Genomic DNA, 21852 nt, shown 5'->3' with positions numbered 1-21852 from the left:
GTCGAGGCGTCGCGGGCCGACCACCCCCACTTTGAGCACCCACCAACGGAGCGGGCGAGTCCGGCCCGAGTACGGCGACCTCCCGGGCTGATAGCTTTGGGTCGTCATGCCAGTAATAGTCGTGGGCGCCGACACGGATATCGGCGCAGCCATCATCTCGACCGTCTGCCGTTCGGCGGCCGAGGTCCGGGCGTTCATCACCCTTGACACCGCCGCCGACCGGCTCAAGGAATTAGGTGTCAAGGTCGCGATAGGGGACGTCTCCGATAGTTCGCACGTCGAAGCGGCGGCGCTCTACTGCTTCTGTGCGGTTCTGGTGACCGAGGCCGCCCACGACGACCGTGACCGGGCCTTCGCCCGACACCCCGATGACGTCCTGGCCGGATGGGCCGAGGCAGCCCGCAACGCCGGGGTAAAGCGGGTGGTCTGGGTCGGTACCGAACGTCGGGAGGAACCGTATCCGGAGTCCGTCGGCGAGGTGGCCACCGTGATCGTCGAAGGCGACCTCGAGGCCGCCGCCCGAGCAGTGGGCGAACTGGAGGAGGCGGGAAGTATTAGTTGCTAGTTGTTAGTTGCTAGTTGTTAGTTGTTGATCACACATCGTATAGGATATGGAACGGCGGCACTGCTGGTGAGCTACCCAAGGGATGCTCTGCCGAACCAGCGTGCCGCCACTCCCGATTGACTCTGCTACTACCGCCGCAGGCGACCTCACCGAGTCAACACCTACTCTAGTCATGTCGCCATCCTCCGTGGTCCAGCTACACAATCCCGTGTAATACTATCTTCACTGGTTAGTTCTAGTTCACTATGGACGAGCAACCAGCAACCCAACGAGTGGCATCATCCAGCCAGTATTTCCCCCACTGCCGCCGGGGCGTCGGGATGGGTGCTGGCATGCGGCGCGCACCGCAGCATCCCGTTCCGCTCGGTCAGCGAGAAACCCTCCTCGACCAGACGGGCGTAGGCGGCCTCTGACGACTCCCGGGCGGGGCTGAAGCTGACGATGCCGCTGCGCTCGGCATCCTTGCGCCAGGGACTCATTACTCGGGCGCCCGCCCGGCGAGCTTCTTCCTCCACGGCAATGGATCGGGCCAGGACTGCCGCCTCCACGTCCTCCATCGAGACGGTCAGCAGCGTTCGCAGCGACTCGCAGAGGGCTGCGACCGCAGTGAAGCTCCCGCTCCCCATGACGAACCGGTCGGCACCCTCCAGCGGGGGATGCGGGAGCGGAGCGGCGGTGTCGAAGGGATCGACCACCCCGAGCCACCCCGTCAGGGCAGGGCGGAGCCGTCCCAGAGCCCGCTCGGATACGGCCAGCAGCCCGGCTCCTCCCCCGGCTCGGAGCCACTTGTGACCGCCCGCCACCATCACATCCACGCCCTCCATGGAGAACGTGAGGGCGCCCAAGCCCTGGACCGCGTCGACCACCAGCAGCGCCGGGCCGGCGGCCTCCCGGATGGCCGGCAGGTCGCATCGGTAGCCGGTCCGGTAGTCAACATGGCTGAGCGCCACCGCCGTAGTGCCCGAATCGACCGCCTGCGCCACCAGGTCGGCCGTCAACCGGCCACCCGGAACCGGAAACGTCCTCAGGTCGATGCGTCCTGCCTCGGCGGCCCGCACCCAGGGATACAGGTTGGCCGGGAACTCGGTCTCCGGCACCACCACCGTCCCGCCGGCCAGACCGTATGCGACCGCGAACAGGCCGGCGGAAGTGCTGGGAACCAGGGTCACCTGCTCGGGAGGGACGCCCATCAACCGGGCGCCGAGGCCGCGGGTCGTCTCGACCCGATCCATCACCATCGGCACCAGCTTTCCCCGGCTGCCCGACATGGCGTCGGCCATCTGCGCGAGGCCGGCCCGGGCAGGGATCGACATAGCGCCGATCGAGGCGAAGTCCATGAAACCGAACGGCTCGTCGAACTGGTCGAGAAAAGACTGCGGGAGCGCCATCGATTGCCGAGGGTAGTGCCGGCCGGGGCATCCGACGGTGCCCGGCCACGTCCCGACCAATACAATCCGCAGCCGGCGCCGACCATACGGACGACATGGATCCCTTCCTGACCGACAAGGACCAGGCCATGCTGCGGGGCGAGGGCAGCGAGGCCCAGGCTCTCGCCATGCGGGTCCTGGTGGGCCTGGCGCGCGCCACCGGCGCCCGCCGGATGATCGACATCTCGGGCGCCCACATCGACGGCACTCTCTATCTAGGGCGGGCCAGCCTCGATTTCGCCGCCCGACTGCGCGACGGTGGTGGCCGGGTGGCAGTACCCACCACGCTCAACGTCTCCTCGCTCGACCTGCTCCATCCCGACCTGTTCCTCGGGGACGACCCGACGCGGGAGGCAGCCCTGACCATGATGAGGGCCTACCTCGACATGGGCGCCTCCCCCACCTGGACGTGCGCCCCCTACCAGTTGGCCGCTCGTCCCGGCTTGGGCGATCGCGTTGCCTGGGGAGAGTCGAACGCCATCGTGTTCGCCAACTCGGTGCTCGGCGCCCGGACACCCCGGTTCGGCGACTTCGCCGACATGGCCGCCGCCATCACCGGACGGGCTCCGGAGTTCGGCCTCTATCTGGACAGGCACCGCCGCGCCCGCGTCCGGATCGATGTCTCGGTGATCGGGGAGGAAGCGCGGCTAACCGACGAGTTCTTCGCCGTGCTGGGAATCCTGGTGGGGCGGGAGGCCGGATCCGAGGTTCCCGCCATCACGGGTGTCGAAGCGGCCACGGAGGACCAGCTCAAGGTCCTGGGCGCGGGGGCGGCCACGTCGGGAGCGGTCGGCATGATGCACGTGGTGGGGATCACGCCCGAGGCCCCCACGCTGGCGAGCGCCACCGGTGGTCTCGCGCCTCGCACGGTGAGGGTTGATACAGACGCGATCACCCACGCCTATGAGGCGCTGTCGAGTACCGGCGCGGAGAAGCTCCGCACGGTGAACCTGGGAACGCCGCACTACTCGGCCCGCCAGATAGCCCGGCTCCAAGACCTGCTGGGCGGCCGCCCGATCCACCCTGAGGTGAGCCTCTACGTGAACACGGGAAGGGACGTGCTGGCCTCGTCCGCCGAGATCGTGGCGCGCCTGGAGGAGGCAGGGGTGGTGTTCGTGGTGGATACCTGCACCTACGTGACCTCGATCCTCCCCGCCGGTCTGGACCTCGCCATGACCGACTCCGCCAAGTGGGCCTACTACGCACCCGGCAACCTCGGCGTCGACGTGGTGTTCGGCTCCACCTCCGATTGCGTGGAGTCCGCGGTCGCCGGCCGGGTGATCAGGGAGGAGCGGCCGTGGTGAGCGTAGAAGCCATCCCTGTATTTCCGGGTTCCGCCGAGGGCCCGAGCCTGGTTCTCGACCAACCCCTGAGTTGGTGGGGAGGAATCGACCCCCGGGACGGAACCATCATCGACGCTCACCATCCCCAGCACGGGCAATCGACCGCCGGCCGGGTTCTCATCCTCCCGGGCGGGAGGGGATCATCGGGCGGCTCCGCGGTGCTTGCCGAGTCGGTGCGGCTCATGACCGCGCCCGCTGCGCTGGTGCTCGAGGAGGTCGACCCGATCCTGGTGGTAGGGGTGATCGTGGCCGCCGAGCTCTACCCGGACCGGAACTGCCCGCTGGTGGTGGCTCGTGAAGGCTACGACCTGCTGGTCTCGGGCCGCACCACCCGCATCCGGACCGACGGAAGGATCGACCAGTCCTGACCCCTGCTGCGCTGACGGACCTCAGCCACCGCTGGGTCGGGGCGCCCGGCGGGCCCGCTCCAGGACCCGGAAGGGGATCCGGAACACTTCCTCGTCCTCCACATAGATCGTGAAGCAGTAGCCACCCGGCCTGGGGAACACCAGGTTGTTGAACGTGAACGCCCGGGTCATCCCCATCTCCGCTCCGGGGAGACGCCTGACCGGTGGACGGACCTGGACCGTACGGGAGAACCGGCTGTTGCCGAGGAGGCTCCGGCCGTCCTCAGTCATCAGGTCCACCGACAGCGTGAAGGAGTCGGCGAAGGGCCACGGGACGCGCAACCGGATTCCGACACCAACGGAAGGATGGCGAGCCGGAAAGGACTCCACGTACAGCAGTTCCCAACCCCCGCCCAAGATGTAGAGCTTGCCACCGACCGCCTGAACCGAGTCGGCCACCATGGCGAACTCCACACTCGGCTTGGGATCTAGCGACGCCTCCAGGGAATCCATCGCCTCTACTCTAGGAGGGTGCTCATAGCCTCCGTCCAAGGGGGTGCGCTCGCCTTCCCGCGCGAGACCACCATTACGTGCCACTACAACTCGGAGGTCCTCGGTCGAACGCCGGCCGCCGGTCGAACCGTGGCACGATTCCTCCCGGAGGCTTCCTCCTGGTAGTGAGGCGCCTCGCCCTGGGTCTGGCGCTGGTCATGGCCGCGTGCGGATCGCCGGAACCGACCATCGCCTCCGACCCGTTCGATGCGATCGCCCAACTGCGGGGTCGCGTCTGCGATCAGGACATGGTCGGCTCGGCGGTGGTAATCGACCGGCACTACCTGGTCACGGTGGCACACAACGTGGCCGGCTCGGATGGCGGCCTGACCGTCACCTTCGAGGACGGCTCCGAGCACGCCGCCACCCTGGTCGGGATCGACCTCGATCGTGACCTGGCCCTGCTGCGGGCGCCGTCCGTGGACCGACCCATCCTCACAGTGGCCCGTGCCGTAGCCGGAGAAGGCGGACGCCTGATCCGCCTCCGCGCCGCCCAGCAAAGGGAGGAGGTCCCGTTCGCCGATGCCGACCTCATCGTCGCCGTGGGTCGCAACATCTACGACGAGGAGAGCTCCGTACGCCGGGACAACGTCCGGGTGCGAGCCGGCGCCGGGGCCGGTTTCTCGGGCGGGCCGGTGCTCAACCACCAGGACCAGATGATCGGAGTGGTCTACGCCGATGCCCGCCTCGATGAGATGACCTACGCCACCGCTTCGCAGGAGATCGACATCTTCCTGGAGTCGATCGACTCCACCACCGAATCCCCGTCGGGTCGCTGCCCACGCTGAAAACTCCCAACCGATCGCACCTGCCACCAGGGTTAGGATGATCGGCGCGTGTCGACCCGCCTCCCCTCCCCCTACCGGCTCCCCCGGATAATCCTCCTTTCCTACATCGGCACGCTGGCGACCGGCATCGGCGTCATCTTCTCGCTCCTGGCCGTCATCCAGGACCGGTACGGATTCCCCACCTGGTCCCTGGGCCTGCTCGCCGGCATACCCTTCGCGATGACCCTGTTCGGCAATATCTGGCTGACCCCGCTGGCGGACCGGGGCTGGGAGCGGCGCCTGATCACCCTGGGGTGCATCCTGCTCGTGGCGTCGCTGCTCTGGATGGTCTTCGCGGTGGAGCTCTGGCAATGGGTCGCGGCGCGGGCCCTCATGGGCATCGCCGAGGGGGTCTCGGTGGGAGCGGCGCGCCGGGTGATACTGAGCTGGTCGCCGGACCGCCACGGACAAGCCCTGAGTTCTCTGATGGTGGCGATGCTGGCCGGGATCCTGGTCGGACCGGTACTAGGAGGGGTACTGAACGAGATCGGCTGGGCCCTCCCCTTCCTGGTGCCGGCCGCGGCGGGAGTGGTGGTGCTCCTGGCTTTGCCGGCGGTCCGGCCCGGAGAGTACGAGCGGCCGGCCATAAGGCTCACCCGCCGCAACCTGACCGCCCTGCCGGGCTTCCTGTCAGGCTTGCTGCTGGCGGCCTCCAACTGGCTCTATGTCGGCGTCATCGATGCGATCTGGGCCCGGTACATGACCGACCTCGGGGCCCGCCCGTGGCTGATCGGGGTCGGGTTCTTGGTGATAGCCCTACCCTCCATCGTGCTCACCCCTGTCAGCGGCCGGTTGTCCGACCGGGTGAACCCGATCCGGCTGGGCCTGGTGGCGGCGGTGATGGGACTCCCCCTCCTGGCCGGCTACGGGTTGGTGTCGGCGGTGCTCCCGCTCCTCGTGGTAGGCGCCCTGCACTCCGGCTGCTGGGCCTTCGTGACCCTTCCCGGTCAGGCGGCCGTGGCCAGGACCGCGCCCGCCAGCCAAGCGGCCGAGGCGCAGGGCCTGGTGGAGGCATACGGCTTCGTGCTGGCTGCCGCGGGCGCCTTCGCCGCCGCACCGATCTACGAAGCCGCCGGCCCCAGATCGCTCTTCGTAATGACTGCGGCTGTGGTGGCGCTCACCCCGCTGGTGGTGTTCCTCCGGCGGTCGAAATGGCGGAGCGTCTTCTGATCGAGGGCTACCGGCGCCCGGGACGGATGCGGTGCGGTATCCTCTCCGCTTCTGTTCGAAGCAAGTGCCTACACGTTCGGGGAGCGGAGACTTGGGTTACCGGATCTGGTTCGAGCGTCGGGTAACGCCGGAACTGATGCCGTTCGTACCCCCGTCGGTCGACATGCTCGGTCCGGAACGCGACGGTGACCCTCTGGCCGGAGTCTCGACAGCGCGGGCCGCGATGGCGGCGCGGCTCGATTACGACGACAACCTCTTCGACCGGGCCCCGGACCTGCTGGGCGTGTTCCGCACCGGGATCGGCTACGACACCGTGGACCTGGAGGCCGCCACCCGCCGCGGGATCGCGGCGTGCAACGTCCCACAGGGCCCGACGGTTCCCACCGCCGAGCACTCCGTAGCCCTCCTCCTGGCCGCCGCCAAGCAACTCGTCCGCTCGAGCGACCGGCTCCGGGAGGGTACGGGCAACTACTACCTGAGGCACCAAGCAATGGAACTGGACGGGAAGACCCTGGGCCTGGTGGGATACGGACGGATCGCCCGGAGGGTCGGTGCGGTGGGGCTTGCCCTGGGCATGAACGTCCTGGCCCACGACCCGTACCTGCCGGACGAGGGGTTTCCGCCCGAGCTGGAGCGAGCCTCGACGCTGGAGGAACTCCTGGGGCGGAGCGATGCCGTCTCGGTTCATATCCCCATGAGCCCCGGCAACTCTCGGATGTTCAATGCCGACGCGTTCGCCGCCATGAAGAAGGGCGCGTTATTCGTGAACGCCGCCCGCGGAGGACTGGTCGATCACGATGACCTGATCGACGCCCTCGACAGCGGGCGCCTGTCGGGCGCCGGGCTGGACGTCACCGATCCCGAACCCCTCGACCCCGATCATCCGTTACTCCACCGGACAGACGTGATGGTGACGCCCCACGTGGCCTCGGCCACGCCGGAGGCGCGGGAGCGCATGTTCACCACGGCCCTGGACCAGGCACTCATGGTGCTGGAGGGGAAGCGACCGCCCCATCTCCTCAATCCGGACGCCTGGCCCGGCGTACTCCGCCGTCTTGCCGGCGACCGTTGAAGCGCGACACCAGGAGGCGTTATGGGACGATTCAGCGGCAAGGTAGGGCTGGTAACCGGCAGCACCCAGGGCCTGGGCGAGGCGATCGCCGGCCGGATGGTGGACGAGGACCTGTCGGGGCTGGTGGTGACCGGGCGGAACGAGGAGAAAGGCGCAGCGGTTGCCGCCCGCCTGAACGGCGCAGGGTGCCGGACGGTGTTCGCGGCCGCCGACCTGGGCGATCCCGGCGCGGTCGGCAACCTGATCGACGTGACCGACCGGGAGTTCGGGCGGATCGACGTGCTGGTCAACGCGGCCGGCGACACGCAACGCGGCACGGTCGAGGACACCACCGTCGAGCTGTTCGATCGCCTCATGGCGGTCAACGTCCGAGCCCCGTTCCTGCTGATGCAGGGCGCCATCCGCCTGATGCGCCGCGAGGGCATCGAGGGCACGATCGTGAACATCGCCTCGGTTGCGGCCCACGGCGGTCCTCCCTACCTGACTGTCTACGCGACCACCAAGGGCGCCCTGGTGACCCTCACAAAGAACGTGGCCAACTCCGTGCTCTGGGATCGGATCCGGGTCAACGTCATGAACATCGGATGGACGGACACCCCCGGTGAACACGCCGTAAGAACCAGCTTCCACGGCTCGGATGAAGGATGGCTCGAGAAGGCCGAGGCCGGCCAGCCTTTCGGCAGGATTCTCAAGACCTCTGAGGTGGCCAGGGCAGTGGCATTCCTCGCATCCGATGAGTCGGGCATGATGACCGGAGCGGCCGTCGACTTCAACCAGGTCGTGGTCGGCTGCATAGCGGTCCAGCATCCGCCTTCCGGCGACTGAGGACCGCTCCTACAGGTTGAAGAGGGTGGGCCCGAGCTGCCAACCCATATCGGCGCCACCCGCGGACAGTGCGAAGATCACCAGACCGGCGCCGGCCATCGAGACGTTCTTCATGAACATGGCCATCTCGAGCTGCAGCTCGCTCGCCTCGTCAGTCCAGAAGTGGTGGACCATCAACGCGGTGAGCAGGCAGTAGACAGCCAACCCGAGCGCGGCCAGGTCCATCCAGACGCCGAACAACACTCCCAGCCCGCCCGCGGCGATCAGCACACCCGAGAGCCGAATCACTATCCCGCCGGAGGGCGCTTCCCTCGACTCCGCATACCCGGCGGAACCCTTCGCATCGGCCAGGTGTCCGATGCCGGCTCCGATGAAGATGAGCGAGAAGAGGATGCGCCCGATCAGTACCAATGCTTCCATCTGGACCTCCTTGTCCGGATCCCGCGCCTCGATGCAGGTAAACGATAGGGGCCGAGCGGTACACTCGCCGGGGACGGCACCGGGGGTTGTCAAGCAAGATGGAGCGACCGCGAAAGGGCACGGCAACCTCGGCCTTCGGTTCGGGCCGGCGTGAGGGTCACGACTCCTCGGCCTTCTACGATCGCTTCCCGTCGCCCGGAATCTCCGATGACGAACGGGTGGAACCGGCGCCGGGCTTCGACCAACCCCGCGCCATCGTGGGCGACAGCCGCGACATGCGCCACCTTCCCGACAACTCCGTGGCCCTCGTGGTCACCTCACCCCCCTACTTCGTGGGAAAGGAGTACGAGCAGGCCGTAGCGGGTCGTCGCGTACCCGAGTCCTACATGGACTACCTGGGTCTCCTTCGGGAGGTGTTCGCCGAATGCGTGCGGGTGCTGGAACCGGGGGGGCGGATGGCCGTGAACGTGGCGAACCTGGGACGCAAGCCCTACCGGAGCCTCAGCGGGGATGTGACCGGCATCCTCCAGGACGATCTAGGCCTCCTGTTGAGAGGCGAGATCATCTGGACCAAGGCCAGGGGCGCAAGCGGATCCTGTGCGTGGGGTTCTTGGTGCAGCCCGGCCAATCCGGTACTCCGGGACGTGACCGAACGGGTGGTGGTGGCCAGCAAGGGCCGGTTCGACCGCGCCCTGTCCCGCTCGCAGCGGCAGGCCGCCGGTCTCCCCCACCGAGCCACGATCAGCCCGGACGAGTTCATGGACGCAACGCTGGACGTCTGGGAGATACGGCCCGCGTCCGCCACCCAGGTCGGCCATCCCGCCCCGTTCCCCGAGGAGCTCCCGGCACGCCTCATCCGGCTGTACACCTACGAGGACGATCTGGTGCTCGACCCGTTCATGGGCTCGGGAACCACCCTGGTGGCCGCTGCGGAAGCCAACCGCCGCGGCGTGGGGTATGACATCGACCCGGCCTACATAGATCTGGCCGAAGCACGCCTCGCCGACCTCGAACAGCGCACCTCCTCGCCGCTCCCCACGTCCGGCTGAACGGTCCATGGACCGTCGCCCCCTCCTCGCCGCGGTGGCATCCATCGTGGGGTACAGCATCGGACCGGTGCTGGTGCAGGTCTCGGATGCCTCGGCGCCCGTCTTCGCGTTCTGGAGGGGTTGGTTGACCATCATGGTCACCGCAACAGGGGCGGCCACGTTGCGGAGGGTCAGCTCCCGCCGGATGGGGCGGACTCCGGCCGGCCTCCCGGCGCCCGCGGGCGCCACCGGCAGGTGGCGGGAGTGGTGGGCCCCCGTGGTGGCCGGCGTGCTCAACGGGGCATCCACCCTCGCCTTCATCCAAGCCGTGAAGCTGACATCGGTAGCCGGCACCTCCCTCCTCCTACTCATGAATCCTGTCCTGATCGCGCTCTGGGCTATCCCGCTCTTCGGGGAGCGGCCCGGGATCCGGTTCCGGCTGTGGACACTGGTCGCCCTGGTCGGAGCGGCCATGGTCATCACGGGCGGTTCGTCAGGCCCGGGCGGGGATCCGGTCGGAGTGACGTTGGCGGTGGTTTCCGTGGTCCTCCTCTCCATCCAGATGGTCGTGACCAAGGTGGGTCGGAGAACGCTCAACACGGTCCCCATGCACATCACCACGACCGTCTCCGGCGCCACGTTCGTGACGATCTTCGGACTGCTGACCGGACACAGCTTCACAGACATGACCCGGACCGACGTTCTCTGCGTGCTCGGGGTTGTGGCGCTGCCTGCCACCACGAGTTCCCTGCTGATGACCTGGGCCCTGCGCTGGCTCCCAGCCAACGTCCCGCCCCTGATCCACCTACCCATCCCGTTCTTCGCGGGGACGCTGGCCTGGGTGTTCCTGGACGAGGTGATGACGCTGCACCACCTGCTCGGCGGAGCCGTGACCCTGGTCGGGGTGGCCGCCGCCCTCCTCAGCTCTTCGGGTCGGAGGCTCTTGGCCGCCGGATCGGTCCCCGGCCCGCCCGCCGACCCGGCCCCTCCGCATCCGCCCGGCCACCGACCGGGCTAGCCGGAACTACGCGTCCTCACGAGGAGGACGTCTGAGCCGTTTGGTCGCGGACCGGCGCCGCTTGGCCTCGAGGCGCTTCCGGTGGGCTGACCGGCCGGGCTTAGTGGCTCGCCGGATCGGTGGCTCGGGCGCCAGAGCGCCATCGAGGAGGTCGGCCATCCGCCGCAACGCCTCCTGACGGTTCCGCCACTGCGAGCGGTGGTCGTCGGCCACGATCCGTAGCGTGCCCGACACCATCCTCGCCCGCAGGTGACGTTCGATACGCCGTTTCTCCTCATCGGTGAAGGACGGAGACCCGGCGATCGACAGGGTGACGCCTACCCTCGTGTTCGACCGGTTGGCGTGCTGGCCTCCCGGGCCCGAAGCGGGACCGAAGTCCCATCGGAGCTCCGTAGCCGGCACGACCGGACCATGCCGGAGCCGGAGGTCACGTTTGGATTCCGCCGCCATGCTGAACGAAACTACCCGCATGGACGCCGTACCTCCCAAACCCTGGGTGATGGCCGCCCGGCCCCGCACGCTGTGGGCCGCCGTGGCGCCGGTGATGGTCGGAACCGGGTTGGCCGTCGGAGACCAGGTCTTCCGCCCGGATGCCCTGCTGGCAACCCTCGTCTGCGCTCTCGCTCTCCAAGTCGCCGCCAACTTCGCGAACGACGCCTCCGACGCCCACCGAGGGGCGGATCCGGAGACCCGGATCGGACCGACCCGGGTGGTGGCCGCGGGACTGCTCCCGGCCCGCCGGGTCTGGGCCGGCGTGGCGGTCATGTTCGGCATCGCGGCGCTGTGCGGCGTCTACATCGCCTCCATCACCAGCTGGGGGGTGATAGTGGTAGGCGTCGCGGCCCTCGTCGCCACGGTGACGTACACGGGCGGTCCCTCGCCCTACGGGTACCGCGGCATGGGTGAGGCATCGGTGTTCGTGTTCTTCGGGCTGGTCGCCACGGTGGGCAGCCGTTACGCCCACGACGCGACCTTGCCTGCCGAGGCGTGGTGGCTGGCCGTCCCGGTCGGCTTCACGGCCTCCGCCATCCTGGTGGCCAACAACATCCGGGACATCGACACCGACTCGATGGTCGGCAAGCGGACCATGGCCGTGATCCTGGGCCGGCGCCGTGCCCGGGCGTTCTTCGTGGCTCTGGTGGGCGGCGCCTTCGCCGTGGCAGCCGTCGGTGCCCTGATCGGGATGACCCCCCGGTGGTCCGCCCTGGCGCTGCTGGCCACTCCCCTCGCCGTGCCCTTGATCCGCACCATCCGGTCCGCCTCCGACGGTCCCGCGCTCATCCGGGTGCTCGAGGGAACCGCCCGGCTCCATCTCTTCGTGGGAGCCGGTCTCGCAATCGGCGCCGCGATCGGCTGAGCGGCCCGGCGCCCCCGCGTCAGGCGAGCAGGCACTCCTTGGCCACGGCACGGGCCTGGTCCATGGTCGTGACTATCCGATCGGCAGGTACTTCCCGCAGGACGTCCAGCCCCTCCAACGTCTTGGCCACCGAGTCCGGCTGCGCCATGATCACGCATGAGGTGTCGGACCTCGTGGCAACATCGATGAGCTGTGCGATCATCATCGCGGCGCTGTCGTCGATGTAGGTCGTCTCCGAGAAGTCGAAGATGACCACCTCATGGTCCCCGATCTCGGCTCCGATCACGCTCACCAGCTTGTTGGCCGACGAGACGGTGAAGCTGCCCCGGAGGGCCACCATCCCGACCCGGGCCTCGAAGGGATCGGTGGTGTCCAACTCGCTGTCCTCGCCGAAGAAGGTCCGGTCGAGTAGCGGCACCGAGATGACGCTGTCCAGTTCCAGGCGTTCCAGCTGGCGGGCGTGCGCCAGGCCGCCGGCGATCAAGCCGATCGCCACCGCCGTGATCAGGTCCACCGAGACCGTGAGGACCAGGGTCACCAGCATGACCACCAGGTGCTGGGAGCGCAGGCGGTGGATCCGGAGCAGCAGCCGCCGGTCCATGATGTCCCAGCCGACCTTCATCAGCACGCCTGCGAGTGCGGCCAGCGGGATGGGCTCGGCGAACCGGCCCAGTCCGAGGACCACGGCCAGCACGAACACGGCTCTCAGCGCGCCGGACACCCGAGTCGACCCGCCGGAGCGTATGTTGATGACCGTCCCCATGGTGGCCCCGGCCCCCGGCAGCGCTCCGAACAACCCCGCAACCATGTTGCCGATTCCCTGACCGATCATCTCCCGGTCGGGGTTGTGCTTGCGACCCGTGAGCGAATCCGCCACCAGCGATGTCAGCAGGCTGTCCACCGAGCCCAGGAGGGCCAGGATCAGCGCCGGCTGGAGGGCGGTCACGAGGAAGGCTGTGGCCGGCATCTCCCATGCCAAACCGGGCAGCCCGGTGGGGATCTCACCTATCACCGGCGCGTTCGAGAGCCACAGGACGCCCAGGAGAGTGCCGCTGAGCAGCGCCACCAGGGGGCCGGGAGCATACCGGGACAGCCGCCGCGGCCAGAGGAACCCGACCACCAGCGTTACCACCGCGACGGCCACCGCGCTGGTGTTGACGTTGCCGAGCGCGTCAGGCAATGCCCGTACCGCACCGATGGCGCCGCCTGAGGCCGAGTCCGCCCCGAGAAACGGCATCAGCTGCAGGATGATCACGATGATGCCGATGCCCGACATGAAGCCGGACACGACGACGTGGGGCGTGTAGGCGACGAACCGGCCGATCCTCGACAGGCCCAGCAGGATCTGGAACAGACCCGCCAGCAGGACCACCGTCAGCGCTTCGGGCAGGGTGTCGGCGTGGGTGGTGAGAACCACGGCCATCGCCACCGCCATCGGAGCGGTCGGGCCCGAGATCTGGGAGGGTGTCCCCCCGAAGACCGCGGCGAAGAAACCGACTGCGATCGCGCCGTAGAGCCCGGCTGCAGGACCCATTCCCGAGGCGATGCCGAAGCCCAGCGACACCGGCAGGGCCACCACCATGGAGGTGAGGCCACCGAAGAAGTCCCCCCGGAGGGTGTCGAGGTCGTACTTCACTGCCACGGCCCGCTGTCGAGCACCAAGGCAGCGCCGGCGGTCCGGCGGCATAGCGGCCTCAGCCGGCCATTGTCGATGCGGTAGACCAGTCCATGGATCTCCAGGTCCGCACCGGCGTCCCAGGCGTCGCGCACGATGTCCGTGGCCGCGGCCTTGCGCACCTGGTCGATCACGCTCAACTCGGACAGCCGCTGCGCCAGATGATCACCGTTTAGCCCCGCCAGGTCTGATCGGTATGCACGCATCACCGGGTGGAGGTTATCGAGCCAGACGCCTGCAGGGCCGCCGGGATCCCGTTTTAGGAAAGCGTCCACTCCGGCGCACCCGTAGTGGCCACAGACCACCACGCGTCGCACCCTGAGCACCTCCACCGCGAATTGCAGCACCGACAGGAGGCTTGGGTCGGACGGGACCACCAGGTTGGCAACATTGCGGTGAACGAACACCTCCCCCGGCGCGAGGTCCATGATCAGGTTGGGCGGAACGCGGCTGTCCGAACACCCGATCCAGAGCATCTCCGGATGCTGCCCCCGGGCAAGGCGACGGAACACATCCGGGTCTGCCTGCGTCTGCCGTTCCGCCCAGGCGCGGTTCCGTTCGAGTATGCAATCGATGTCGATGAGGACGACCTCCCCAGCCGACTCAGAATCGTAACCGACCCGGCCACACCGTCCGACCGAGCCGCTTTGTCGACGCCCATTGGGCTGGTTCTCGGCTGCCGGTCCGTCGAGCAACTGAACGTCTCCGAGCACCTCCCTTTACCGAAACAGGTGTACTATGGGTGGTACCATGTATGGCACTATGGAGACCCTGCCATGAGGAAAACGACCGTCTACCTACCGGACTCGCTGAAGCGCGAGGTGGAACGCCGCGCCAGGCAGCGCTCCTGCTCTGAAGCCGAAGTAATCCGGCAAGCTATTCGGGATGCAGTCGGGCGTCCAGTGCCGAAGCCAGGGATAATCCCCGGCGATGACTCATGGGCTGAACGGGTCGACGAGTACCTGGTCGGCTTCGGCGACCGGTGATCATCGCTGACACCAGCGGCCTTCTCGCCTTTTTCAGCGAGTCGGGCCGGTATCACGACGCCGTGGTCGACTGGCTGGAGAGAAACGATCCGGTCATAGTGGTTTCACCGTTCGTGATAGCCGAGATCGACTACCTGGTCGCGACGCGAAAGGGCGTGGAAGCCGAGTTGGCCGTCATCCGGGAACTGGCCGGCGGCGCCTACGAGTTGCCGATGATGAACCCCGATGATCTGGCTCTGGCATGCGAGGTCGTGGAACGTTACGGCAACCTGGGCATCGGGATCACTGATGCTTCTCTGGTGGTACTGGCCGATCACTATCGCACGCGCACGATCCTCACCCTCGACCGGAAGCATTTCGGAGTGGTGCGGCCGTTGGATGGAAGCCACTTCGAGATCGTCCCGTAGATGCCGAACATCTCAGCGCACCAGCAGCCGACGCTGGATCCCAGAGGCTACCCAAAGGTCTTGAGCGCGTCTGCTATCTCGGAGGCGACGAGGTCGGGCCGTTCCATCGGGACCAGGTGGTTCTGGCCCGCCAAGTAGGTAGTGGTCGCATCGGGGAGCGCCTCGGGTAACAGCCCCAGGGCGGGTCCCAACTCGCCGGCCCGGTCGGTGATTACGAGCCGCACAGGCAAGGCCAGTTCGTCTAGCCGGGCGAACGCCCCGCATTCTGAGCCGGCGGCGAACACGTCCGCCTCAACCTCTCGGCGGCAGCGCAACGCCAGCCCTTCAGGTACCTCACGGAAGCCGTGGTCCATGTAGGCCCGGAACACCTCAGGATGCCAGCGCTGGAACAGCGGCTTGGCGAGGTATGTCTCGATCAGCTCGTCCCGGGAACCGAAGACCGGGCGCCTCCGGGCCGCTCCCTGCGCCAGCGAAAACTCGGGGTTGCGCACGAAGGGCGGCGGGATGAGGACCGGTTCGACCAGCACCAGCCCGGTGAAGGTACCGGGACGCAGGAACTCCGCCAGGACCAGCACGGTCCCGCCCATCGAGTGGCCCACTCCGACCACGGATTCCGGTAACCGTCCGGCGCGGTCGAGGTCGCCGATCAGCTCGACCAGATCCCTCCCGAGCGTCCACCACGACGCAGGCAGTTCCAGCGCCGGCCCTCGTCCGTGGCCGCGGGCATCCCATGCCAGCGCCGGCGCCGCAACGCCCTGGTCCCGGAGGCTCGACACCACCGGACGCCAGAGCTCCTTGCAGAATCCGGTGGCATGGGCCAGCAGGAACAGCCCGTCGCCCGCGCCGTCATGCCATTCGAGGGCTCTCCGATCCACGGGCGAGGGTCTCTAGTGGTCTGCGCGCCAGGGCTCGACCGCATCAGGGTCGACGCCGTAGCGGCCGATCGCCTCCGCCACCGTTTCCGGATCGACCCCTCCCAGCCCTGCCAGCTCGGAAAGGACCGCTACCACCACGTTGGGACCGTTCACCTCGTAAAACCGGCGGAGGTCCTCCCGGGCATCCGAGCGTCCGAAGCCGTCCGTGCCGAGCGATGTGTAGGGGCCGGGAACCCAGCGGGAGACCTGGTCGGGAACCGCCCGCATGTAGTCGGTCACGGCCACGACCGGGCCGTCGAAGGCGCCGATCCGCTCGGTGACCAGCGGGGTTCGGGGCGCCCGATGGGGATGGAGGCGGTTCCACCGCTCCACCGCTATGGCATCGTCCCGCAACCGCCCGTACGAGGTCACGCTCCACAGCTCCGCCCCCACCCCGTAACGTTCCGCCAGTTCTTCGCGGGCCCACCGGGCGGAGCTGTGACTCGGCCCGGAGAAGAGGATCGCCGCCCGGTGCGGCACGCCCTCGGGCGCCCCGGCGAACCGGTACATGCCTTCGACGATCCCATCTTTCGCTCCGTCGGGCATGGGCGGCTGGACATAGTTCTCGTTGTAGATGGTGAGGTAGAAGATCACGTCGTCCTGATCGACGCACATGCGGTGGAGGCCGTGCTCGACGATGACCGCGAGCTCGTAGGCGAACGCCGGGTCGTAGCTGACCACCGCCGGGTTGGTGGAGGCCAGGATCAGGCTGTGCCCGTCCTGATGCTGGAGGCCCTCCCCCGCCAGGGTCGTCCGGCCGGCGGTCCCGCCCATCAAAAAGCCCCGAGCCCGGGCGTCGGCAGCCTGCCAGATGAGATCCCCCACCCGCTGGAACCCGAACATCGAGTAGAAGGTGAAGAAGGGAACGGTCATCACCCCGCGGTCGGCGTAGGAGGTGCCCGAAGCGATGAAGCTGCACATCGACCCCGCCTCGGTGATGCCTTCCTCCAGGATCTGGCCGTCCTGGGACTCCTTGTAGGAAAGGAGCAGGGCGGCGTCGATCGGCTCGTACTTCTGCCCTCCGGACGCGTAGATCTTCAGTTCCCGGAACAGCCCGTCCATGCCGAAGGTGCGGGCCTCGTCCGGGACGATGGGCACCACCCGCTCCCCGAACCTCTCATCCCTGGCCAGGCCCCTGAGCAACCGCACGAAGGCCATGGTGGTGGATGCCTCGTGGGCGCCCGTTCCCGCATGGAACTCGTCGTAGATGGAGGGGTCGGGCAACTCGATCCGCCGCCTGGCGCGCACCGTCCGGTAGGGCAGCATCCCGTTGAGCGCTTTCCGCCGGTCCATCATGTACTGGTACTCGGGAGCATCCCTCGCGAACCGGCAGTACGGGAGCTCCCGGCCGTCCTCCAGCAACTCCGCCGGGATGTCCTCCTGGAGGTTGATGCGCTCTCGGAGCCGGCGGAACTGCTCGTTGGACATCTTCTTGATCTGGTGGGTGGCGTTGCGCCCCTCGATGTCCGGTCCGAGCGTCCAGCCCTTGATGGTCTTGGCGAGGATCACGGTGGGGGCGCCGGTCTGCTCGGTGGCGGCCTTGTAGGCGGCGTAGAGCTTCTTGTAGTCGTGGCCCCCCCGGGGCAGCTTCTCGAGCTGGCGGTCGGTCAGGTGCTCCACCATGCGCCGCAACCGGGGATCGGGCCCGAAGAACTCCTCCCGGATACTGGCGCCGGGTAGCGACTTCAGCCGCTGGTAGGCGCCGTCGACGGTCTCGTTCATCCTCTTGACGAGCACGCCGTCCACGTCGTTGGCGATGAGCCCGTCCCAGCCCCACCCCCAGATCACCTTGATCACGTTCCAGCCCGCGCCCCGGAACACCGCCTCGAGTTCCTGGATGATCTTGCCGTTGCCGCGCACCGGACCATCGAGGCGCTGCAGGTTGCAGTTGACCACCCAGATCAGGTTGTCCAACTGCTCCCGGGCCGCTAGCGAAATGGACCCGAGGGTCTCCGGCTCGTCGCACTCGCCGTCACCGATGAAGCACCACACCCGTGATTCGCCGGTGTCATCGAGACCCCGGTTGTGGAGGTAGCGGTTGAAACGGGCCTGGTAGATGGAGGCAATCGGTCCGAGACCCATCGAGACGGTCGGATACTCCCAGAAGTCGGGCATGAGCCGGGGGTGCGGGTAGGACGACAGGCCCTTCGGCGAGAGCTCGCGGCGGAAGTTGTCCAGATGCTCCTCATCGAGGCGCCGCTCCAGGAAGGCCCGGGCATAGATGCCGGGTGCGGCATGGCCTTGTATGTACACGTGGTCACCCGGCTGCCCCTCCGCCTTGCCCCGGAAGAAGTGGTTGAAGCCGACCTCGTACTGCGCCGCCGACGATGCGAACGTGGAGAGGTGCCCACCGATCCCCTCGACAGCCTTGTTGGCCTTGACCACCATCACCGCCGCGTTCCAGCGGATGAAACGCCTGATCCGCTTCTCGAGGTACTCGTCGCCGGGGAACCAGGCCTGCTCCTCGGCGGGGATGGTGTTGACGTAGGGCGTGGAGACGGTCGGCGGGTATGCGACCCCCATCTCCCGGGCCCGGTTGAGGAGTGCGCGGACCAGGAATCGGGCCCTGGCCTCGCCCCGGAAGTCGACCACCGCTTCCAGGGAGTCGATCCACTCCTGGGTCTCCTCCGGGTCGATGTCGGGTAGCTGTCGGAAGAACCCGTCGATCTTCAAACGCCCACGCTCCTTCCACAGTCCGTGACCCCTCCAACTCTATCGGGGTCGGAGCCGTGTACGAACCGGTATCTGAGATCTCGAGTGAGACCGGCCGTCTTGGAGGCTTCCCAGGGGGACGGGTAGCGTGCCGACTATGAGTTTCTGGCGTCTGGACCCGGATGTGATCCACCTCAATCACGGGTCCTTCGGCGCCGCACCGGAGCCCGCCCTGGAGGAGCAACGGCGACTCCGGGACGCCATGGAGTCCAATCCCACCAGGTGGTTCCTGGCGGATTACCAGCCCGCCCTCGACGAGGCCCGGTCGAAGGTAGCCGGCTTCCTGGGCGCGGATCCGGCCGGGCTGGCGTTCGTCAACAACGCCACCGAAGGAGTGAACTCCGTGCTCCGGTCGCTGGAGGCCGACCTGAGACCTGGCGACGAGATCGTGGTGACCGATCACGAATACAACGCCTGCCGTAACGCGGCCGCAGTGACGGCTGCCCGCACCGGGGCCCGGGTAGTGCCCGCCGCCATCCCCTTCCCTCTCCGGTCAGCCCGGGAGGTGACCGACAGCATCCTCGGGATGGTCACCGACCGGACCCGCCTGCTGATGGTCGACGCGGTCACTTCCCCGACCGCCCTGGTCTTCCCGCTGAAGGAGATAGTGGCGGCGCTGGAACCGGAGGTCCGGGTACTGGTGGATGCGGCGCACGCGCCCGGCATGATCGACTTCGACGTGACCGCTCTGGGTGCCTCCTACGTCACCGCCAACTGCCACAAGTGGATGTGCGCCCCGAAGGGCTCCGCCATCCTGTACGTGCGGGAGGATCGCCGGGACCGCATCTATCCGGCGGTGATCAGCCACGGCTACAACGGGGGCTGGCCGGCGGAGGGTGGGCATCTCCACACCCAGTTCGACTGGACCGGCACGGACGACCCGACCGCCTGGCTGGCCACTCCGGTCGCCCTGGAGGCGATGGCGGAGCTCCATCCGGACGGCTGGGAAGGAGTGAGGCGCGCCAACCGGGACCTCTGCCTGACCGCACGGGACATGCTGGTCGACCTGCTGGGCATAGAGCCGCCCGCCCCCGACGGAATGATCGGAGCGATCGCTTCGGTACCTCTTCCCCGCACCCTTCCTCAGGGCGGAACCATCTTCAACCCCTTGATGATGACCCTGCGAGATCGCTGGGACATCGAGGTGATGGTGATGAGCTGGCCCGATCCCTCCTCCAGCCTGCTGCGCGTCTCCACACAGCAGTACAACACGGTGGACGACGTCAAGCGGTTGGTCGAGGCGGTGGCAGCCGAATTGGAGTCTCGCTGAGCCGGCTGCCGGCGGCTCGTTGACCACACCAGGCCGGAGGGCGCCGGGCTGAGCCTCCCCGTGGGCTCAGGACCCCTCGAGGGCGGGCGCCACCCCCCGCCGGATCACCATCGTCACAGCGCCCAGGACGACCACTCCGCCCATCACCACCCAGACAGTCGGGCGTTCGTCCAGCCAGAGCCAGCCGATGAACGCGGAGAGGGGCGGCGTGGCGTAGAGGGCCGACGACACGACAGCGGCGGGAGCGCCCACCATCGCCCGCCCCCACAGGACGAAGCCCAGGGCGGAGCCGCACACGCCCAGGTAGATGAAGGAGAGCAACGCATCCCACGGGGCACTGGCAACCTGGTCCGGAGCCCGGACCAGCAGCGGCAGCGAGGTGACGGCACCAACCCACATCGACCAGGAGGCCACCTGAAGCGGGCTGTACCGGGCCACAAGGGACTTGACCATCACGTTGTAGAGCGCGTGGGCGAGGGCGGCGACCAGCAGCAGGAGGCTGGACAGGCCGAGATCGAGACCGCCGGCCTGGCCGAGGATCACCAGCGCCGCCCCCGGGAACGCCAAGAGAAGGCCCGACCATCCCCAGAGGGTCAGGCGTTCCCCGATCATCGGACCCGACAGCACGGCCACGAAGATCGGGGTCAGGGCGATCAGGATGGCGGTGGAAGCGGACTCCACGACCCTGAGGCCGACATAGAGGATGGACAGGTAGAAGGTCATGCCGATCAGCCCGGCGGTGACGACCCGCAAGCGGTCCCCTCGTTCGGGAAGGCCGACCCGCCGGGGCAGGGCGATGACCGAGAGGGCCAAGGCGGCGGCCACCAAGCGGAGCCCCGAAAGGTGGAGCGGGTCGAAGTGGCGCAGACCCACCCTGGCGACCGGGTAGGAGAACGACCAGATCAGGATGGTGGCGAATGCAGCCACCATGGCAGCCCGGTAAGCCATACCAGGCCAGGCTAACCGGCCGTCATCCGACCTCCGCTTAGCGGAGACCGTCGAAGAGGTCGACCTCCCGGAAGGGTGCGTCCACCCTGGAGTGGAGCCGCTGGAAGGCTTCGACGCCCAGCACGTTCGGTACGTCCTTCTCGGGAACCTGGAGCATGAACCAGTCTTCGGGAATCTGGGTACGGTGGGCTCGCAGCGCGGCGACCTTCCGTTCTATCCAGGGCCTGACGTCGACCAGGGTGGTGATGTCCTCGTCAGGGGTGCCCCAACCCTCCGATTCCTTTGCTTCCTCTTCGGTGATCAGACCCGCCTCGAGCCGGGCCTGGATCATCGCGTGCACGCGGGAGCGGGGCCAGGTGCTCATGTAGAGCTTGGACGGACTCCAGACATCGTCATCCTCCTCGAGCGGGAACCGGCGGGTGTCCTCGGCCCCGAAGTAGGCGGCCATGCCGACCCGGTGAACCTGGATGTGATCAGGATGCCCGTAGCCGCCGAACGGGTCGTAGATGGTCATCACCTCCGGCCGGTGCCGACGGATCAGATGGATAAGGCGGCCGGTGGCCTCCGGGAAGTCTGCCTGCCAGAAGCAGTCCGGGTGCTCGTTGGGATCGGATCCCATCATTCCCGAGTCCCGGTATCCGAGGAAGTGGTGCTGGGCGATTCCCAGAACGGCAACCGACTCTGCCATCTCCCGAGCCCGCACCTCGGCCAGGCGGGGACGTATTTCATCCGGATTGTCGTAGTTGTGCACTTCACCCTCGCACCCGTCGGTGGCGGTGACCACCACCGCATGCTCTCCGGCCTCCGCATACCGCGCCAGGACGCCTCCCGTCGAAGTGGCCTCATCGTCTGGATGGGCGTGGAAGGCGAGCAGCCCGGGCATACGAAGTCTCCGGTGGTTCGGCGGGGTATTCCGACCGGCAAGGATAGATGGTTCAGACGGTATCCACGCCGATACGTCAACCGTTGCCCGATGGCTCAGCTCTAGC

The 21852-nt window shown here is 67.8% G+C and carries 23 protein-coding genes; 13 read left to right on the top strand and 10 right to left on the bottom strand.

Annotated features, from left to right (window positions below; all coding sequences use genetic code 11):
- Positions 1-106: 106 nt before the first annotated feature.
- Positions 107-565 carry an NAD(P)H-binding protein gene (locus tag OXK16_10860; protein ID MDE0376450.1) on the top strand — a complete coding sequence of 153 codons (459 nt, stop codon included), beginning with the start codon at positions 107-109 and terminating at the stop codon, positions 563-565.
- Positions 566-843: 278 nt separating this feature from the next.
- Here the strand turns inward: OXK16_10860 and OXK16_10855 are convergent, their stop codons facing one another.
- Positions 844-1953 (bottom strand): aminotransferase class V-fold PLP-dependent enzyme, encoded by a 1110-nt coding sequence (locus OXK16_10855; protein MDE0376449.1) that lies wholly within the window; start codon positions 1951-1953, stop codon positions 844-846.
- Between the two features lie 95 nt (positions 1954-2048).
- Between OXK16_10855 and OXK16_10850 the strand changes: the two genes are divergently transcribed.
- On the top strand, positions 2049-3296 hold the full coding sequence (locus OXK16_10850; GenBank protein MDE0376448.1) for an aconitase X catalytic domain-containing protein: 1248 nt from the start codon (positions 2049-2051) through the stop codon (positions 3294-3296).
- Positions 3293-3703 (top strand): DUF126 domain-containing protein, encoded by a 411-nt coding sequence (locus OXK16_10845; protein ID MDE0376447.1) that lies wholly within the window; start codon positions 3293-3295, stop codon positions 3701-3703. The genes OXK16_10850 and OXK16_10845 overlap by 4 nt, the downstream gene beginning before the upstream one ends.
- Positions 3704-3724: 21 nt before the next feature.
- Here the strand turns inward: OXK16_10845 and OXK16_10840 are convergent, their stop codons facing one another.
- Complete coding sequence (locus tag OXK16_10840) at positions 3725-4195, bottom strand: hypothetical protein (GenBank protein MDE0376446.1); 471 nt, start codon at positions 4193-4195, stop codon at positions 3725-3727.
- Between the two features lie 164 nt (positions 4196-4359).
- Here OXK16_10840 and OXK16_10835 point away from each other — a divergent pair, with 164 nt between their 5' ends.
- From OXK16_10835 to OXK16_10820, 4 genes are all read left to right on the top strand, one after another.
- Positions 4360-5022 carry a serine protease gene (locus OXK16_10835; protein MDE0376445.1) on the top strand — a complete coding sequence of 221 codons (663 nt, stop codon included), beginning with the start codon at positions 4360-4362 and terminating at the stop codon, positions 5020-5022.
- A gap of 48 nt (positions 5023-5070) precedes the next feature.
- Complete coding sequence (locus OXK16_10830; protein MDE0376444.1) at positions 5071-6231, top strand: MFS transporter; 1161 nt, start codon at positions 5071-5073, stop codon at positions 6229-6231.
- A gap of 91 nt (positions 6232-6322) precedes the next feature.
- The gene (locus tag OXK16_10825) at positions 6323-7303 is read left to right on the top strand and encodes a hydroxyacid dehydrogenase (GenBank protein ID MDE0376443.1); all 981 of its coding nucleotides are present in this window, start codon (positions 6323-6325) and stop codon (positions 7301-7303) included.
- Between the two features lie 21 nt (positions 7304-7324).
- Positions 7325-8128: an SDR family oxidoreductase gene (locus OXK16_10820; protein MDE0376442.1), complete on the top strand. Its 804-nt coding sequence runs from the start codon at positions 7325-7327 to the stop codon at positions 8126-8128.
- A 9-nt stretch (positions 8129-8137) separates the two neighbouring features.
- On the opposite strand, the gene OXK16_10815 is transcribed toward OXK16_10820, so the two are convergent.
- Entirely contained in the window at positions 8138-8548 is a 411-nt protein-coding gene (locus OXK16_10815; protein MDE0376441.1) for a DoxX family protein, read from the bottom strand.
- A 98-nt stretch (positions 8549-8646) separates the two neighbouring features.
- On the opposite strand from OXK16_10815, the gene OXK16_10810 reads away from it, so the two are divergent.
- Together OXK16_10810 and OXK16_10805 are read left to right on the top strand one after the other, a co-directional pair.
- Complete coding sequence (locus OXK16_10810; GenBank protein ID MDE0376440.1) at positions 8647-9597, top strand: site-specific DNA-methyltransferase; 951 nt, start codon at positions 8647-8649, stop codon at positions 9595-9597.
- A gap of 7 nt (positions 9598-9604) precedes the next feature.
- Positions 9605-10594 (top strand): DMT family transporter, encoded by a 990-nt coding sequence (locus OXK16_10805; protein ID MDE0376439.1) that lies wholly within the window; start codon positions 9605-9607, stop codon positions 10592-10594.
- Positions 10595-10600: 6 nt separating this feature from the next.
- Here OXK16_10805 and arfB read toward each other — a convergent pair whose 3' ends face one another.
- A complete protein-coding gene (gene arfB, locus OXK16_10800; GenBank protein ID MDE0376438.1) occupies positions 10601-11044 on the bottom strand; it encodes an alternative ribosome rescue aminoacyl-tRNA hydrolase ArfB in 444 nt (147 codons plus the stop codon).
- Here arfB and OXK16_10795 point away from each other — a divergent pair.
- Positions 11043-11951 (top strand): 1,4-dihydroxy-2-naphthoate polyprenyltransferase, encoded by a 909-nt coding sequence (locus tag OXK16_10795; GenBank protein MDE0376437.1) that lies wholly within the window; start codon positions 11043-11045, stop codon positions 11949-11951. The two genes, arfB and OXK16_10795, sit on opposite strands and share 2 nt — an antisense overlap.
- 19 nt (positions 11952-11970) lie before the next feature.
- Here the strand turns inward: OXK16_10795 and OXK16_10790 are convergent, their stop codons facing one another.
- Together OXK16_10790 and OXK16_10785 are read right to left on the bottom strand one after the other, a co-directional pair.
- Positions 11971-13593 (bottom strand): SulP family inorganic anion transporter, encoded by a 1623-nt coding sequence (locus OXK16_10790; protein ID MDE0376436.1) that lies wholly within the window; start codon positions 13591-13593, stop codon positions 11971-11973.
- On the bottom strand, positions 13584-14102 hold the full coding sequence (locus OXK16_10785) for a carbonic anhydrase (GenBank protein ID MDE0376435.1): 519 nt from the start codon (positions 14100-14102) through the stop codon (positions 13584-13586). Before OXK16_10785 ends, OXK16_10790 begins: the two co-directional genes overlap by 10 nt.
- A gap of 300 nt (positions 14103-14402) precedes the next feature.
- Here OXK16_10785 and OXK16_10780 point away from each other — a divergent pair, with 300 nt between their 5' ends.
- Together OXK16_10780 and OXK16_10775 are read left to right on the top strand one after the other, a co-directional pair.
- Positions 14403-14612: a ribbon-helix-helix domain-containing protein gene (locus tag OXK16_10780; GenBank protein MDE0376434.1), complete on the top strand. Its 210-nt coding sequence runs from the start codon at positions 14403-14405 to the stop codon at positions 14610-14612.
- Positions 14609-15019: a PIN domain-containing protein gene (locus tag OXK16_10775; protein MDE0376433.1), complete on the top strand. Its 411-nt coding sequence runs from the start codon at positions 14609-14611 to the stop codon at positions 15017-15019. The genes OXK16_10780 and OXK16_10775 overlap by 4 nt, the downstream gene beginning before the upstream one ends.
- Positions 15020-15066: 47 nt before the next feature.
- Here the strand turns inward: OXK16_10775 and OXK16_10770 are convergent, their stop codons facing one another.
- Positions 15067-15894: an alpha/beta hydrolase gene (locus tag OXK16_10770; protein MDE0376432.1), complete on the bottom strand. Its 828-nt coding sequence runs from the start codon at positions 15892-15894 to the stop codon at positions 15067-15069.
- 12 nt (positions 15895-15906) lie between these two features.
- Positions 15907-18606 (bottom strand): pyruvate dehydrogenase (acetyl-transferring), homodimeric type, encoded by a 2700-nt coding sequence (aceE, locus tag OXK16_10765; GenBank protein MDE0376431.1) that lies wholly within the window; start codon positions 18604-18606, stop codon positions 15907-15909.
- A gap of 136 nt (positions 18607-18742) precedes the next feature.
- Between aceE and OXK16_10760 the strand changes: the two genes are divergently transcribed.
- Positions 18743-19915: an aminotransferase class V-fold PLP-dependent enzyme gene (locus OXK16_10760; protein ID MDE0376430.1), complete on the top strand. Its 1173-nt coding sequence runs from the start codon at positions 18743-18745 to the stop codon at positions 19913-19915.
- 66 nt (positions 19916-19981) lie between these two features.
- On the opposite strand, the gene OXK16_10755 is transcribed toward OXK16_10760, so the two are convergent.
- Positions 19982-20863: a DMT family transporter gene (locus tag OXK16_10755; protein ID MDE0376429.1), complete on the bottom strand. Its 882-nt coding sequence runs from the start codon at positions 20861-20863 to the stop codon at positions 19982-19984.
- A 37-nt stretch (positions 20864-20900) separates the two neighbouring features.
- The gene (locus tag OXK16_10750) at positions 20901-21746 is read right to left on the bottom strand and encodes a PIG-L family deacetylase (GenBank protein ID MDE0376428.1); all 846 of its coding nucleotides are present in this window, start codon (positions 21744-21746) and stop codon (positions 20901-20903) included.
- Between the last annotated feature and the right edge of the window lie 106 nt (positions 21747-21852).

Source organism: bacterium (assembly GCA_028821235.1).
In the GTDB taxonomy this organism is placed as follows: Bacteria; Actinomycetota; Acidimicrobiia; order Spongiisociales; family Spongiisociaceae; genus Spongiisocius.
This window is presented reverse-complemented; position numbering and strand designations above follow the sequence as displayed.